Source organism: Herbidospora cretacea (genome assembly GCF_001570605.1).
In the GTDB taxonomy this organism is placed as follows: domain Bacteria; phylum Actinomycetota; class Actinomycetes; order Streptosporangiales; family Streptosporangiaceae; genus Herbidospora; species Herbidospora cretacea.
In genome coordinates this window covers 101720-115788 of record NZ_BBXG01000010.1, presented here as the reverse complement: position 1 = coordinate 115788, position 14069 = coordinate 101720, and the positions used below count along the sequence as shown (strand labels likewise).

Annotated in this window: 15 protein-coding genes, 1 tRNA gene and 2 riboswitches; of the genes, 11 read left to right on the top strand and 5 right to left on the bottom strand. The window is 70.5% G+C overall.

What is annotated here, in order from left to right; translation table 11 throughout:
• Positions 1 to 29: 29 nt before the first annotated feature.
• Together AW270_RS21525 and AW270_RS21520 are read right to left on the bottom strand one after the other, a co-directional pair.
• Positions 30 to 761: a hypothetical protein gene (locus tag AW270_RS21525; RefSeq protein WP_061297021.1), complete on the bottom strand. Its 732-nt coding sequence runs from the start codon at positions 759 to 761 to the stop codon at positions 30 to 32.
• A gap of 39 nt (positions 762 to 800) precedes the next feature.
• Positions 801 to 1550, bottom strand: a complete 750-nt coding sequence (locus AW270_RS21520) for a FadR/GntR family transcriptional regulator (RefSeq protein WP_061296925.1) — start codon at positions 1548 to 1550, stop codon at positions 801 to 803.
• Positions 1551 to 1588: 38 nt separating this feature from the next.
• Between AW270_RS21520 and AW270_RS21515 the strand changes: the two genes are divergently transcribed.
• From AW270_RS21515 to AW270_RS21480, 8 genes are all read left to right on the top strand, one after another.
• Positions 1589 to 2932, top strand: a complete 1344-nt coding sequence (locus AW270_RS21515) for a glutamine synthetase family protein (protein WP_061297020.1) — start codon at positions 1589 to 1591, stop codon at positions 2930 to 2932.
• Positions 2929 to 4266 carry an aldehyde dehydrogenase family protein gene (locus tag AW270_RS21510; RefSeq protein WP_082801726.1) on the top strand — a complete coding sequence of 446 codons (1338 nt, stop codon included), beginning with the start codon at positions 2929 to 2931 and terminating at the stop codon, positions 4264 to 4266. The genes AW270_RS21515 and AW270_RS21510 overlap by 4 nt, the downstream gene beginning before the upstream one ends.
• A gap of 6 nt (positions 4267 to 4272) precedes the next feature.
• A complete protein-coding gene (locus AW270_RS21505) occupies positions 4273 to 5037 on the top strand; it encodes a 3-oxoacyl-ACP reductase (protein ID WP_061296923.1) in 765 nt (254 codons plus the stop codon).
• Positions 5034 to 5735: a gamma-glutamyl-gamma-aminobutyrate hydrolase family protein gene (locus AW270_RS21500; RefSeq protein WP_061296922.1), complete on the top strand. Its 702-nt coding sequence runs from the start codon at positions 5034 to 5036 to the stop codon at positions 5733 to 5735. Before AW270_RS21505 ends, AW270_RS21500 begins: the two co-directional genes overlap by 4 nt.
• Positions 5736 to 5751: 16 nt before the next feature.
• Positions 5752 to 5849, top strand: a riboswitch (glycine riboswitch).
• A riboswitch (glycine riboswitch) is annotated at positions 5850 to 5946 on the top strand.
• Positions 5947 to 5979: 33 nt separating this feature from the next.
• Complete coding sequence (gene gcvT, locus AW270_RS21495; protein ID WP_061297019.1) at positions 5980 to 7056, top strand: glycine cleavage system aminomethyltransferase GcvT; 1077 nt, start codon at positions 5980 to 5982, stop codon at positions 7054 to 7056.
• Positions 7053 to 7442 (top strand): glycine cleavage system protein GcvH, encoded by a 390-nt coding sequence (gcvH, locus tag AW270_RS21490; protein WP_061296921.1) that lies wholly within the window; start codon positions 7053 to 7055, stop codon positions 7440 to 7442. The genes gcvT and gcvH overlap by 4 nt, the downstream gene beginning before the upstream one ends.
• Before the next feature lie 10 nt (positions 7443 to 7452).
• The gene (locus AW270_RS21485) at positions 7453 to 8829 is read left to right on the top strand and encodes an L-serine ammonia-lyase (RefSeq protein WP_061296920.1); all 1377 of its coding nucleotides are present in this window, start codon (positions 7453 to 7455) and stop codon (positions 8827 to 8829) included.
• 197 nt (positions 8830 to 9026) lie between these two features.
• On the top strand, positions 9027 to 10430 hold the full coding sequence (locus AW270_RS21480; protein WP_061296919.1) for a glycosyltransferase family protein: 1404 nt from the start codon (positions 9027 to 9029) through the stop codon (positions 10428 to 10430).
• On the opposite strand, the gene AW270_RS21475 is transcribed toward AW270_RS21480, so the two are convergent.
• The gene (locus AW270_RS21475) at positions 10356 to 10847 is read right to left on the bottom strand and encodes a hypothetical protein (protein ID WP_061296918.1); all 492 of its coding nucleotides are present in this window, start codon (positions 10845 to 10847) and stop codon (positions 10356 to 10358) included. The two genes, AW270_RS21480 and AW270_RS21475, sit on opposite strands and share 75 nt — an antisense overlap.
• Before the next feature lie 10 nt (positions 10848 to 10857).
• Entirely contained in the window at positions 10858 to 11445 is a 588-nt protein-coding gene (locus AW270_RS21470; protein WP_157522366.1) for a DUF6286 domain-containing protein, read from the bottom strand.
• A 123-nt stretch (positions 11446 to 11568) separates the two neighbouring features.
• On the opposite strand from AW270_RS21470, the gene AW270_RS21465 reads away from it, so the two are divergent.
• Entirely contained in the window at positions 11569 to 12726 is a 1158-nt protein-coding gene (locus AW270_RS21465) for an amino acid deaminase/aldolase (protein ID WP_157522363.1), read from the top strand.
• Positions 12727 to 12925: 199 nt separating this feature from the next.
• Here AW270_RS21465 and AW270_RS21460 read toward each other — a convergent pair whose 3' ends face one another.
• Positions 12926 to 13273, bottom strand: coding sequence for a DUF3618 domain-containing protein (locus tag AW270_RS21460; RefSeq protein WP_061296915.1), 348 nt, complete (start codon positions 13271 to 13273; stop codon positions 12926 to 12928).
• Positions 13274 to 13388: 115 nt separating this feature from the next.
• Between AW270_RS21460 and bcp the strand changes: the two genes are divergently transcribed.
• Positions 13389 to 13859 (top strand): thioredoxin-dependent thiol peroxidase, encoded by a 471-nt coding sequence (gene bcp / locus AW270_RS21455; RefSeq protein ID WP_061296914.1) that lies wholly within the window; start codon positions 13389 to 13391, stop codon positions 13857 to 13859.
• Positions 13860 to 13896: 37 nt separating this feature from the next.
• Positions 13897 to 13970: transfer RNA gene (locus tag AW270_RS21450), tRNA-Leu, on the top strand.
• The last annotated feature ends 99 nt before the right edge of the window (positions 13971 to 14069 follow it).

Below are 14069 nucleotides of genomic sequence, written 5' to 3'. Positions count from 1 at the left end.
CATACCGGACTGCCCCGGGAACCCGCAGGCTAACCTGCGTGGCGGCCGGACACGAACTCCTGGACGGCGATCTTGGCCTTGATGACCGGCCGCCGCCAGCGATTCTCCCGCCGCAGCGCCTTGGCCATCTTCACCGGCTTGTCGTCGTAGAACCAGCGGGCCCACGGCGACCCCGGGCGGGCGAGGCGGATCGCGCCGACGTACCCGAAGATCGGCACGAACACCCCGAGCAGGCCCGACCAGATCTTCCCCTTGAGCAGCGTGACGACGGCGAAGAAGAGGTTGACGGCGAGGAGGAACACCGCGACCCAGAAGTCGCCGGTGACGTCGTCCCAGCCCAGCGGCCGGGCGCCGAGCAGGAGCAGGCCGGTCACCGCGACGGCGACGAAGACCGCGTCGACGGAGGTGCGGCCCTCCTCGGCCCAGTAGACGTCGCGCAGGTGCAGCAGCAGCGCGAACTCGTCGAGCACCAGCCCCGAGCCGACGCCGAACAGCGCGGCGGTGATGGCGTGCCATCCCTCGGCCGCCGGGCCCACCAGCAGAGCGGCCACGCCGCTGGCCATCATCAGGATCACGCCGAACACGACGTGGTGGACGTGCGTCTCGCCCACGCTGACGTTCTTGAGCCACCACCGGACCTCGGCCCGGATGAGCCGCACGTTGATGCGCGTGAACACGAACGTGACGATCAGCGCCACGAAGAAGCAGAACAGCGGCAGCCGGTGGGTGTCGACCACCGCCCGCTGGAAAATGTCACCCATGGTCACCGCCCCCGGGGCGACTCTACCCAGGCGAGGCGTTCAGGCCAGGAACCCACGCAAAAGCGCGGCGGTTCCTTCGAGGTGCTCGGCCACCGCCCGGGACGCCCCGTCGGGGTCGCCGGCCAGGATCGCCGACACGATCGCCTGGTGCTGCGCCCCGGCGTGGGCGATGTTCGGGCCGAGCACCGGGATCGCGTTGAGCAGGTCGGTGACGCGCAGCCGGGCGTCGGCGCACGCGGCGGCGAGCAGCGGCGAACCGGTCAGCTCCGCGATGGACAGGTGGAAGGCCGTGTCGAGACGCCGGTAGTCGGCGGGGTCGGCCTCGTTCACGTCGGACAGGCGGCGCAGCAGCATCGCCCGCTGCGCCGAGTCGAGCGTGGTGGTGGCCAGGATCTGGGCCGCGCCGCACTCGATGGCCATCCGGTAGGTCAGCGCGTCGGCCAGGTCGCCCGCGCCCATCTGGTTGACCGCCTCGGCCAGGTCGCCGCCGCCGGGGTCGGGCGGCCGGTAGACGACGAACGCGCCGCCGTAGCGCCCCCGGCGGACGTCGAGGTAGCCCGCCTCCTGAAGCGAGCGGATCGCCTCGCGCAGGGTGACCCTGCTGATGCCCAGGTGGACGGCCAGGTCACGCTCGGACGGCAGCCGCTCCCCGAACGGGACGACGCCCAGCTTGACGGCCTGGAGCAGCCGCTCGACGGTCTCCTCGAACGCGTTCCCGGCCCGGACCGGACGCAGCAGCGATCCGAGTTGTGTTTCCTTCACCCCACCCTCCCCATTTAGCCCCTTCATTGGTATTTTTTCATACCGTAGAAGGTGAGGCGAGTGTGCTGACAGTCGACGAACTTCGAGAAGACGTGCAGGCGGGCCGCATCGACACCGTCCTGCTCGCCGTGACGGACATGCAGGGACGGCTCCAGGGCAAGCGGCTGTCGGCTCGGCACTTCCTCGACGAGGTCCTCCACCACGCCGCCGAGGGCTGCAACTACCTGCTCGCCGTGGACGTCGAGATGAACACGGTCGGCGGATACGCGATGTCGTCGTGGGAGCACGGCTACGGTGACTTCGTCATGAAGCCCGACCTGGCCACCCTGAGAAGGGTCCCCTGGCAGGAGGGCACCGCCCTGCTGCTGGCCGACCTGGTCTGGGAGGACGGCTCCGACGTCGTCCCGAGCCCCCGCCAGATCCTCAGGAGGCAGACCGCCAGGCTGGCCGAGCGCGGCTGGACCGCCTTCGTGGGCACCGAACTGGAGTTCTGCGTCTACCGCACCAGCTACGAGGACGCCTGGAGGAACGGCTACCGGAACCTGGAGCCCGGCAACCTCTACAACGTCGACTACTCCCTGCTCGGCACGGCCCGGGTGGAACCGTTGCTGCGCCGCATCCGTCTCAGCATGGAGGGCGCCGGCCTGTACGTGGAGTCGGCCAAGGGCGAATGCAACCTTGGTCAACACGAGATCGCTTTCAAGTACGCCGACGCCCTCACCACCTGCGACAACCACTCGATCTACAAGAACGGCGCCAAGGAGATCGCGGCCGAGGAGGGCATGTCCCTCACGTTCATGGCCAAGCCGAACCAGCGCGAGGGCAACTCCTGCCACGTCCACATCTCCCTCAGGGACGACGACGGCGGCCCGGTCATGGCGGGCGAGGGCCCCCACGGCCTGTCGAAGACGGGCGAGCACTTCATCGCCGGTCAGCTCAGGGCGATGCGCGAGTTCACGCTCCTGTACGCCCCCAACATCAACTCCTACAAGCGCTATGTGGCCGGTTCGTTCGCCCCCACGGCGGTCAAGTGGGGCGTGGACAACCGCACCTGCTCCCTGCGCCTGGTCGGCCACGGCGGCTCGCTGCGCATCGAGAACCGCGTCCCCGGCGGCGACGTGAACCCCTACCTGGCCGTCTCGGCCCTCATCGCCGCAGGGCTGAAGGGCATCGACGACGAACTCCCGCTGGAGGACGCGTTCACCGGCAACGCCTACGCCTCGGGGGCCGACACGGTCCCCTCGACGCTGCGTGACGCGCTCGCGCTGTTCGAGGGCTCTACGCTCGCCAGGGAGGCGCTCGGCGACCAGGTCGTCGACCACTACGCCAACAACGCCCGGGTCGAACTGGCCGCCTACGACGCGGCGGTCACCGACTGGGAGCTCTATCGGGGGTTCGAACGGCTGTGAAGATCATCAACCCGGCCACGGAGCAGATCCTGGCCGACGTCGAACTCGCCGACCCCGCCGAGGTCGACCGGGCCGTCGAGCAGGCCCGCAGGGCGTACACGACCTGGAGGGACGTCGCGCCCGGCGAGCGCGCGCGGCTGCTGCGGCGCTTCGCGGCGCTGGTCGAGGAGCACGCCGAGGAGCTCGCGCAGCTGGAGATCGCGAACGCCGGGCACACCGTGGGCAACGCCCGCTGGGAGGCCGGCAACGTCCGTGACGTGCTGAACTTCTACGCGGGAGCGCCCGAGCGCAACCACGGCAGGCAGATCCCGGTGGCCGGCGGCGTCGACCTCACGTTCCAGGAGCCGCTGGGCGTGGTCGGGATCATCGTGCCGTGGAACTTCCCGATGGTGATCATGATGTGGGGCGCCGCCCCGGCGCTCGCGGCCGGCAACACCGTCATCGTGAAGCCCGCCGAGTGGACGCCGATGTCCGCACTGAAGCTGGCCGAGCTGGCCCTCGCGGCCGGTCTCCCCGAGGGCGTGCTCCAGGTCGTTCCCGGCGAAGGGGAGGTCGCGGGCGCCCGGCTGGTCGAGCACCCCGGCGTCGCGAAGATCGTCTTCACCGGCTCGACCGAGGTCGGCAAGCTGATCGCGGCGCAGGCCGCGCGGCAGGTCAAGAGGGTGACCCTGGAACTGGGCGGCAAGTCCGCGAACATCGTGTTCGCCGACTCCGATCTCGACAAGGCGGCATCGAGTGCCCCCATGGCCGTGTTCGACAACAGCGGCCAGGACTGCTGCGCGCGGTCCCGGATCCTGGTGGAGCGTTCCGTCCACGACGAGTTCCTCGCGAAGCTGACCGAAGCCGTGAAGGCGATCCGCACCGGCGACCCGAACAGCGCGGACACCCAGATGGGCCCGCTGGTCAGCGCCGAACACCTGGCCAGGGTCCGGTCCTACGTGTCGGACCCCTACTTCCAGGGCAGTTGCCCGGAGGGCCCCGGCTACTGGTTCCCGCCGACCGTCCTCACCGGCGCCGACGACCCCGCCTACCGCGAAGAGGTCTTCGGCCCGGTCGTCTCGGTCGTCGCGTTCGACGACGAGCGGGACGCGGTCCTCAAGGCCAACGACACCCCCTACGGCCTGTCCGGCTCGATCTGGACCCGTGACGTCGGCCGGGCGCTGCGGGTGGCGCGGGGTGTCGAGGCCGGGAACCTCAGCGTCAACTCCCATTCGTCGGTCCGCTACTGGACGCCCTTCGGCGGTTTCAAGCAGTCGGGCCTGGGCCGGGAACTGGGCCCCGACGCCCTGACCGCCTTCACCGAGACCAAGAACGTCTTCATCGCAACGGAGTAGGGACACATGCAACGCTTGCAGGACCGGGTCGCCGTCATCACCGGCGCCGCCGGGGGCATCGGGATGGCGACCGCGCGCCGGTTCGCCGAGGAGGGCGCCAGGCTCGTCCTCGCCGACCTCGACGAGGAGGCCGGGCAGCGCGCCGCCCAGGAGGTCGGCGGCATCTTCGTCAGGGCGGACGTGGCCGACGAGGACGACGTCGTCCGGATGTTCGCCACGGCGTACGACGAGTTCGGCAGCGTCGACATCGCGTTCAACAACGCCGGGATCTCCCCCGCCGACGACGACTCGATCCTGACCACCGGCATGGACGCCTGGCGGCGCGTCCAGGAGGTCAACCTGACGAGCGTGTACCTGTGCTGCAAGCACGTCATCCCCTACATGCAGCGGCAGGGCAAGGGCTCGATCATCAACACCGCGTCGTTCGTGGCGGTCATGGGGTCGGCGACCTCGCAGATCTCCTACACCGCGTCCAAGGGCGGCGTGCTGGCGATGACCCGTGAGCTGGGCGTGCAGTTCGCCCGCGAGGGCATCCGGGTCAACGCGCTGTGCCCCGGCCCGGTCGACACCCCGCTGCTGCGCGAGCTGTTCGCCAAGGACCCCGAGCGGGCGCAGCGCCGTCTGGTGCACGTGCCGCTCGGCCGGTTCGCGCGGGCCGAGGAGATCGCCGCCGCTGTGGCGTTCCTCGCCTCCGACGACGCGTCGTTCGTCACCGCCGCCGAGTTCCTCGTCGACGGCGGCATCTCCGGGGCGTACGTGACCCCGCTGTGAGACCTCTGATCGGCATCACGTGCTACGTGGAAGAGGCCCGTTTCGCGGTCTGGGACACCACGACGGCACTGCTGCCGTGGGACTACGTGCGGCAGGTCGACAGAGCGGGCGGGCAGCCGGTGATCCTGCCGCCCGCTAGTGACCCGGGCGAGCTCGTCGGCCGTCTCGACGGCCTGATCCTGGCCGGAGGCGGCGACGTCGACCCTGACCGTTACGGTGCGAGCAAGCACCCCAAGACCGCCTATATCCGCGACTTCCGCGACGACGCCGAGTTCTCGCTCGTGGAGGCGGCCCTGGCGACCCGGCTGCCGGTCCTCGGCATCTGCCGCGGCCTCCAAGTGATCAACGTCGCGTTCGGCGGAACGCTGGTCCAGCACCTGCCCGATGTGACCGGAACCCACCGCCACTCCCCCGCCCCGGGGGTCTATGGGCGGGTGCCGGTACGACTTGAGCCACCCCTCGCGCGCATTTACGGAACCCCGGAGATCAACCCGGCCCACTACCATCACCAGGCCATCGACAAGCTGGCACCGGGCCTGACCGTCACGGCCACCGCCGACGACGGCGTCATCGAGGCGGTCATGTATGACGACACGGTCTGGGCGGTTCAATGGCATCCCGAAGTGCACGGAGGGGCCGAACTCTTTGGGGCCTTCGTCACTCGCGCCGGGTTTCGCCCGGCCGGGAGGGGCAGATAGGCTGACGGCACACCAGTGATCCCGCGCGGGAGAGCGCCCTGGCAGCCGGCCAGGGTCCCTGAAGGAGCAAGCCCTCCCCGCGAACCTCTCAAGGCAAAGGACCGTGCGGGCGAGGTGTCCTCTGGAAAGCAGGCCGTGCGGGCCTCGCCGAAGGTGAAAGTCCGGCAAAACTCGGGCGAAGCTCTCAGGCACCCATGACAGAGGGGGAGGATGCTGACATCCGACCTTATTCGAGGTGCGCTTCATGTCCCGACCGACCCCGCTGCACGAGGTGCACCAGAGCCTCGGCGCGACCCTGACCGACTTCGCCGGCTGGCTGATGCCGCTGCGCTACGGCAGCGAGTCGGCCGAGCACACCGCCGTCCGCACCGCCGCGGGGCTGTTCGACCTCTCCCACATGGGGGAGATCCACGTGACCGGCGAGGGCGCGGCCGACGCGCTCGACCACGCGCTGGTCGGCAACCTCGGCGGCCTTTCGCCGGGCCGGGCCCGCTACACGATGATGTGCGACGCCGACGGCGGGATCGTCGACGACCTGATCGTCTACCGCCTATCGGCGGAGGAGTTCATGGTCTGCGCGAACGCGTCCAACTACCTCCGCGTCGCCCAGGAGCTCACCGACCGGTCCAAGAACCACGACGCCGTGGTCGACGACCGCTCCGACTCCTACGCGCTGCTGGCCGTGCAGGGCCCGCGCTCCCCGCAGATCCTGGCCAAGCTCACCGACGCCGACCTCGACGGCCTGAAGTACTACACGGGCCTGCCCGGCACCGTCGCGGGCGTCGAGGCGCTGATCGCCCGCACCGGCTACACCGGCGAAGACGGCTTCGAGCTGTTCGTCGCCGCCGACGACGCGGTGAAGCTCTGGCACGCGCTCATGGAGGCCGGGAGCGACGAGGGCCTGGTCCCGGCCGGGCTGAGCGCCCGCGACACCCTGCGGCTCGAAGCCGGGATGCCGCTGTACGGCAACGAGCTCACCTCGGCCACCACGCCCATGGACGCCGGTCTCGGCCGGGTCGTCCGCTTCGACAAGGCCGGCGACTTCGTCGGCCGCGCGGCGCTGTCGGCCGCCGAGACGGGCAGGCGCCTGGTCGGCCTGGTGATGAAGGGCCGCCGGGTGCCCCGCCACGGCTTCGCCGTCGTCGACGCCGGCGGCGCTGTCGTCGGCGAGGTCACCAGCGGGGCCCCCTCGCCGTCGATCGGCCGCCCGATCGCGATGGCCTACGTCGACGTGAACGCCACCCCCGCAGCCGTGGACATCCGCGGCTCCCACGAACCGGTCGACGTCGTTGACCTGCCTTTCTACAGGAGGAAGAAGTGAGCAGCATTCCCGACGAGCTCAGCTACACCAAGGAGCACGAGTGGGTGGCCGGGCTCGACGACGGGCTGACGGTCACCGTGGGAATCACCGCCTACGCCGCCGAGTCCCTGGGTGACGTGGTGTACGTCCAGCTCCCCGAGGCCGGGGCGACGGTCGAGGCGGGCGACGCGGTCGGCGAGGTCGAGTCGACCAAGTCGGTCAGCGACATCTACGCCCCCGTCGGCGGTGAGATCGTGGAGATCAACCAGACCGTGGTCGACGACCCGTCCCTGGTGAACAGCGACCCCTACGGCGACGGCTGGCTGTTCCGCGTGCGCATCGAGGGCGCCCCCGACGACCTGCTCACCAACGAGGAGTACGCCACCCTCACCGCCGCCGAGTCCTGATCTCCAGCCGATGGCGATCAGCGTCTTCGACCTGTTCAAGGTCGGCATCGGGCCGTCCAGCTCCCACACGGGCGGCCCGATGGCCGCCGCGCACAAGTTCGCGCGCGGCCTGCTCCACGACGGCCTGCTGGAGAAGACCGCGAAGGTCCAGGTCATCCTCTACGGCTCTCTCGGCCTGACCGGCAAGGGCCACGGCAGCGACAAGGCCGTGCTGCTGGGCCTGTCCGGCGAGAAGCCCGAGCTCGTCGACGTCGACGCGGTCGAGGGCATGCTGGCCGCGATGCGCGAGGCGGGCACGGTGTCGCTGATGGGGCAGCAGTCCGTCCCGTTCGTGGTGGGCGACGACCTGGTCTTCGAACGCAAGGTCTCGCTCCCGGGCCACCCCAACGGCATGCGCTTCACGGCGTGGGGCGAGGCGGGCGACGTCCTGAGGGAGAAGATCTACTACTCGGTCGGCGGCGGCTTCGTCGTCGACGAGAACGCCACCGGCGCCGACCGCATCAAGCCCGACGACACCGTGCTCCCCCACCCGTTCCTCACGGCGGGCGAGCTGCTGGCGCGGTGCGACGAGACGGGCCTGTCGATCTCCGGCCTGATGATGGCCAACGAGCAGGCCTTCGGCCGCACCGAGGCCGAGATCAAGTCGGGCCTGCTGAACCTGTGGCGGGTCATGGACGAGTGCGTCCGGCGCGGTTCGTCCCGCGAGGGCGTCCTGCCGGGCGGGCTGAAGGTGAAGCGCCGCGCCCACCAGCTCCAGCGGCAGCTCCAGAGCGAGGCGGCCGAACGCGACCCGCTCCAGGCGATGGACTGGGTGACGCTGTTCGCCCTGGCCGTGAACGAGGAGAACGCGGCCGGCGGCCGCATCGTGACCGCCCCGACCAACGGCGCGGCGGGCATCATCCCGGCGGTGATCTCCTACTACACGCGCTTCATCCCCGGCGCCGACGACGACGCGGTGGTGCGCTTCCTGCTCACCGCGGGCGCGGTCGGCGTGCTGTTCAAGGAGAACGCGTCGATCTCCGGCGCCGAGGTCGGCTGCCAGGGCGAGGTCGGTTCGGCCTGCTCGATGGCGGCGGCCGGGCTGACCGAGGTGCTGGGCGGCACCCCGGAACAGGTGGAGAACGCCGCCGAGATCGGCATCGAGCACAACCTCGGCCTGACCTGCGACCCGATCGGCGGCCTGGTGCAGATCCCGTGCATCGAACGCAACGCCGTCGCCTCGGTGAAGGCCATCGCGGCGGCCCGCATCGCGCTGCGCGGCGACGGACGGCACTTCGTGTCGCTCGACAAGGCGATCAAGACGATGCGCGACACGGGCCGCGACATGCACGCCAAGTACAAGGAGACCAGCCGCGGCGGCCTCGCGGTCAACGTCATCGAGTGCTGATCAGCCGGTGAACGCGCCTTCGTAGGCGCCAATATCGCTTGCCGAGCGTGTACTCCACCCAGCCGGTCGAACGGCCATGTGGAGTCCCCATCGATGGCGAATCCCCCTCGGGTCACTCTCTGTAGTCGAGACCCTCAGGTCTCCGCTTTCACTGGCGTTCACTCCCGTCCAGTGCTGAAATGTCCCCCTGAAAGGCGGTGGACATCATTCCCGCAGGCAGCTTCCTCCGGACCCACGCGGTCTTCGTCGGCCTCCTCGTGGCAGGGATCGCCGTCCGGGTCGTCGCGAGCCTCGGATACCGTCCCGCGCTCTGGTTCTGGGCCGACTCGTTCTCCTACCTGAGCTCGGCGCTGGACATGCGACCCCTGGAGTCGCGGCCCTCCGGATACTCGGTGTTCCTCGCGCCGTTCCACTCGGTCCTGGCCCTCGTCACCGTGCAGCACCTGCTCGGGCTGGGCATCGCGGTCTGCGTGTACGCGGTCCTGCGCAGACGCACCTTCCTGCCCGCCTGGGCGGCCGGGCTGGCGACCGCGCCGATCCTGCTGGACGCGTACCAGATCCAGCTCGAACACCTCGTGATGGCCGACCTGCTGTTCACGTTCCTCGTGGTGGCCGCGGTGACCCTCCTGCTGCTGAAGCCGCAGAGCTGGTTCGTGGTCACCCTGGCGTTCCTGCTGCTGGCCTTCTCGGCGATGACCCGCACGCTCGGGCTGCCGCTGATCGCGGTGGCGGCCGTGTGGCTGCTGATCGCGCGGGCGGGCTGGCGGCGGGTGGTGGCCGGGCTCGGCGTCGCCGGGGTGGCGGTGGCCGGATACGCCGTCTGGTACGGCGCGGCCTACGGCTCCTACGGCCTGGGCAGCAGCAGCGTGTGGCTCTGGTCGCGGACGATGACCTTCGCCGACTGCGGCCGGATGGACCCGCCCGACCACCTGAAGGTCCTGTGTCCCGACATCGGCCCCCGCCTGGCCGCGCCCGCCTACATCTGGGATCCGGCCTCGCCCATCATGAAGACCGGCAAGCAGCGCGACGAACTGGCGTCGGAGTTCTCGATGCTGGCGCTGCGCAGCCAGCCGCTCGACTTCCTGACGGCCGGTCTGGGCGACGCGATGTGGGCGTTCCACTGGGACCGGGTGGTCTACCCGTCGCCGGGCACCCAGAGCGCCTACCAGTTCCCCGACTACGTGAAACCGCTGACCAATAAGATCGCCTCGGCCGGGCGGTCGGCGCCCGAGCTGATGCTCGAATACCAGGGCAGCCGCGCCGACACGCAGATCGTCGAGCCGTTCGCGTCGTGGACGCGCGCCTACCAGCGGTACGTCTACCTGCGCGGCCCGATCCTGGCGGCGATCTTCGTCTTCACGTTCCTGGTGATGATCATCCGGTTCCGGGCGGCGACCCTGCTCCCGCTGGGCTTCGCGGTCACCCTGCTGCTGCTGCCTCCGCTGGTCGCCGCCTTCGACCATCGTTACGTCGTCCCGGTGGTCCCCCTCGCATGCCTGGCGGCCGCCTGCGCGGTGGGCTGGCGGTCACCCGCGGCGAACGTGCAGCGTGACCAGGACCGGGAAGAGCGGGTCCCGGCCCGCCGCGCCGCGCACGCGTGACACCGCCTCGGTGTCGACCCGGGCGACGATCTCGTCGAGGGGGGCGCCGGGGAGGCAGCGTACCGAGAGATGGAGCTTCTCCTCCCCCACGGCCCGCACGCTGATCTTGTCGACCCCGGGCAGGTCCTTGAGCGCGATGGCCAGCGTCGCGGTGCCGAAGCCGTGGCGCACGCCGTCCTGCCCGACCCCCATCGAGCAGATCAGCCACCGCGCCGTGACGAACACGAGCAGCACCACCAGCGCCGCCGCGACCGACCGCGCCCAGGGGTGGGCCGTGAACGCCGCCAACTCCCCGATCTTGTACGCGGCCCGCGCGTCGGACGCGAACAGGACATAGTTCCCGCCGGTCACGAGCACGAAGCCGACGACGGCCAGCCCGACGCGGTCACCGATCGGGGTACGCAGCACGGGCTGCATGCAGACTCCTTCAGATGTTCTTGCGCCGCAGGCGCACGACGACCTCGTTGCGGCCGTACACGCCCAGGCCCGCCAGCCGGTCGCCGACCACGGCGCCGACCTCCTTGAGCAGCTCGCCGGTCCGGCTGCCCTTGGTCAGCACGGTCACCTCGATCTGCCCCCGGCGCAGCCGGACGAAGGCCAGGTCGACCCCCGGCACCGTCATCACCACCGCGACCAGGGTCCGCTTCAGCCCGGTCCGCGACAGCCCCATGACCAGGGCGTCGTCGGACACCTCCAGCGGCACCAGCCGGGGCCGCCCCGGGACCATCGCCAGCAGGACCAGCACGGTCCCGCTCACCACCATCAGTGACCCCGTCAGCGCGACCAGCGGCTCGCCCCAGGCCAGGCCGAGCAGGCCGGGCAGCCCCGACCAGCCCGTGGGCCAGCCGGCGAAGGCGCTCACCATCTCGCCCACCAGGGCCGTGCCCAGCACCAGCAGGGCGCCCGCGACACCCGCGCCCGCCGGGGTCCGTCCCGGCCGCAGGGCTCGCATGGCCGTGCGGCGGCGGGCGCGGCGGCGGTCCTTGGTCGTCCGGATCTCGTCTACCGCGCTCATGGTCACCCAGGGATACACGGCCGCGCGGCCGTGATCAGCGCGCCGGGCCCGGATGACTCGATCTTGTGACAGGTTTTGCCGGGCAAATATGAAACATGCTCACAAAAGGTTAGAGTGCTGCCCATGAGCGACCGGCAGCGATACGACCGGGCCACGGCCCGTCTCGCCCCCCCGCTCGCCGTCGTCGACCTCGACGCGCTGGCGGACAACGCGCGGTCGATGACCCGGCGGGCCGGCGGCAAGCCGATCAGGGTGGCGTCCAAGTCGATCCGCTCCCGGGAGGTGCTCCGGAGGGTCCTCGAGCTGCCCGGATACCAGGGGATCATGGCGTTCACCCTGCCCGAGGCGCTGTGGCTGGTCTCCTGCGGGTTCCGGGACGTCCTGGTGGCCTACCCCACCGCCGACCGCGCCGCCATCGCCGCGCTGGCCGACGACGAACGCGCCAGCCGGGAGATCACCCTCATGATCGACTCCCCCGAGCACTTCCCCCTGCTGACCGGCCGCCATCCCATCCGCGTCTGCCTCGACGTCTGCGCCGCCTACGTCCTGGGGGCCTTCCGCGCCGGCGCCCTGCGCTCCCCCGTCCGCACCCCCGCTCAGGCCGCCGAACTCGCGGAGCAGATCGGCAAGAACCCGTCGCTGCGCCTGGTCGGCCTGATGGCCTACGAGAGCCAGATCGCCGGCCTGGGCGACCTCATCCCCGGCCCCTACGGCGTGGCGGTCCGCGCCATGCAGCGCCGCTCACGCCGTGAGCTGGCCGTCCGCCGGGCCGCGATCGTCAAGGCGGTGCGGGAGGTCGCGGACCTGGAGTTCGTCAACGGCGGCGGCACCGGCAGCATCGAGACGACCGCACGCGAAGAGGCCGTCACCGAGGTCGCCGCCGGATCGGGCTTCTTCCACCCTGCCCTGTTCGACCGCTACAGCAACTTCACCGGCCGCCCCGCGGCCCTGTTCGCCCTCCCCGTCGTCCGCCGCCCCGCCCCCGGCGTGGTGACGGTCCTCGGCGGCGGCTACCCCGCCTCCGGCGCCGGTCCGGGCCGGCTCCCCGTCCCCTACCTGCCCGAAGGGCTGCGCTACAACGGCGACGAAGGCGGCGGCGAGGTCCAGACCCCCCTGCACGGCCGCGCCGCCGACGAACTGAAGGTCGGCGACCGCGTGTGGTTCCGTCACGCGAAGGCCGGCGAACTCTGCGAACGCTTCAGCACCCTGCACCTGGTCGAAGGCGACCACGTGACGGGAACGGCCCTGACCTACCGGGGCGAGGGCCAGACCTTCCTGTAGAACGATCACCCGGCATCCGCCGCCTGCACGGCGGGACCGCCAACAGGTCAAGCTCTAGGGCTGGACGTGGCTCGTGGCACGAAAGTCGGGGGACTGCGCCTGGCGGGAGGGGACTTTCTCGGGAGGACGACCATCTGTTCGTCTGACGGGGCACCCCGGCTCGCCCCCGGCTGGGACTCGGGGGCCGTGCCGGGATGGGTCAGCGCCTGCGGCGGCGCATGATCACGATGAGGGCGCCGATCACGACCACCGCGCCGACGGCGATCAGCACCGGGGCGGCCGGGGTCGCCGGGTAGTCGTCGTCCCACGGCTCCTCGGCCGGGCGGTGGCCGTTGGGGCTCTGGGCGGCCGGGTTGCCCACCATGTCCCCTATGGTCGACACGACGTGCTCCGTCTGCGCCTTGACCTGCGACTTCATCTTGGCCACACTGCGACCGGCGACCTTCTTCGGGCTGACCCGGTCGGCGATCGCGTCGACCGTCTTGGCCAGTTCGGCACGCGTGCGCTCAATGCGCCCTTCCAGCGTGTCCGGATCGGTGTCGGTCATGGTCGCCTCCTGTCACAGGGTGTGTTCGATCAAGTCTGCCAGGTGCGGGCCGCACAACCCGCAGCGGCCGAACCGGTAGTTTGTTCGCGTCGAGACGTACCGCAACGGAGGCGACATGACCCAGCGACTCGAACCCGGCGACGCCGCCCCCGGCTTCACCCTGACCAGCGCCGACGGCGACGAAGTGTCGCTCGACTCGCTCCACGGCAAGCGAGTCGTCCTGTACTTCTACCCAGCGGCGATGACTCCAGGCTGCACCAAGCAGGCCTGCGACTTCCGCGACAACATCGGCGCCCTCGCCGACCACGGCTTCACCGTCCTCGGCGTCTCGAAGGACAAGCCGGCCAAACTCCGCCAGTTCGCCGAACGCGACGCGCTGACCTTCCCCCTGCTGTCCGACGAGAGCCTCGAAGTCCACAAGGCCTACGGGGTGTACGGCGAGAAGCAGAACTACGGGAAGACGATCATGGGCGTGATCAGGTCGACCTTCGTCATCAACGCCGACGGCAAGATCGAGAAGGCGCTCTACAACGTCAAAGCGACCGGACACGTGGCCCGGCTCCTGAAGGAACTCGGGGTTTCCTGATGCCCTGGGGCGGGAGGTAGGATCGCTTCCGCCCAGCGGGGTTGTAGCCCAATTGGCAGAGGCACATGACTTAGGATCATGCCAGTGCGGGTTCGAGTCCCGCCAACCCCATACTCGGAACGGCTCGTGGGCGGCGCCTTCGGCGCCTTTCGCGAGCCGTTCCTGCTCTCCACGGGGGGACGACCCCCCCGAACCCCCCGATGCGAAGGG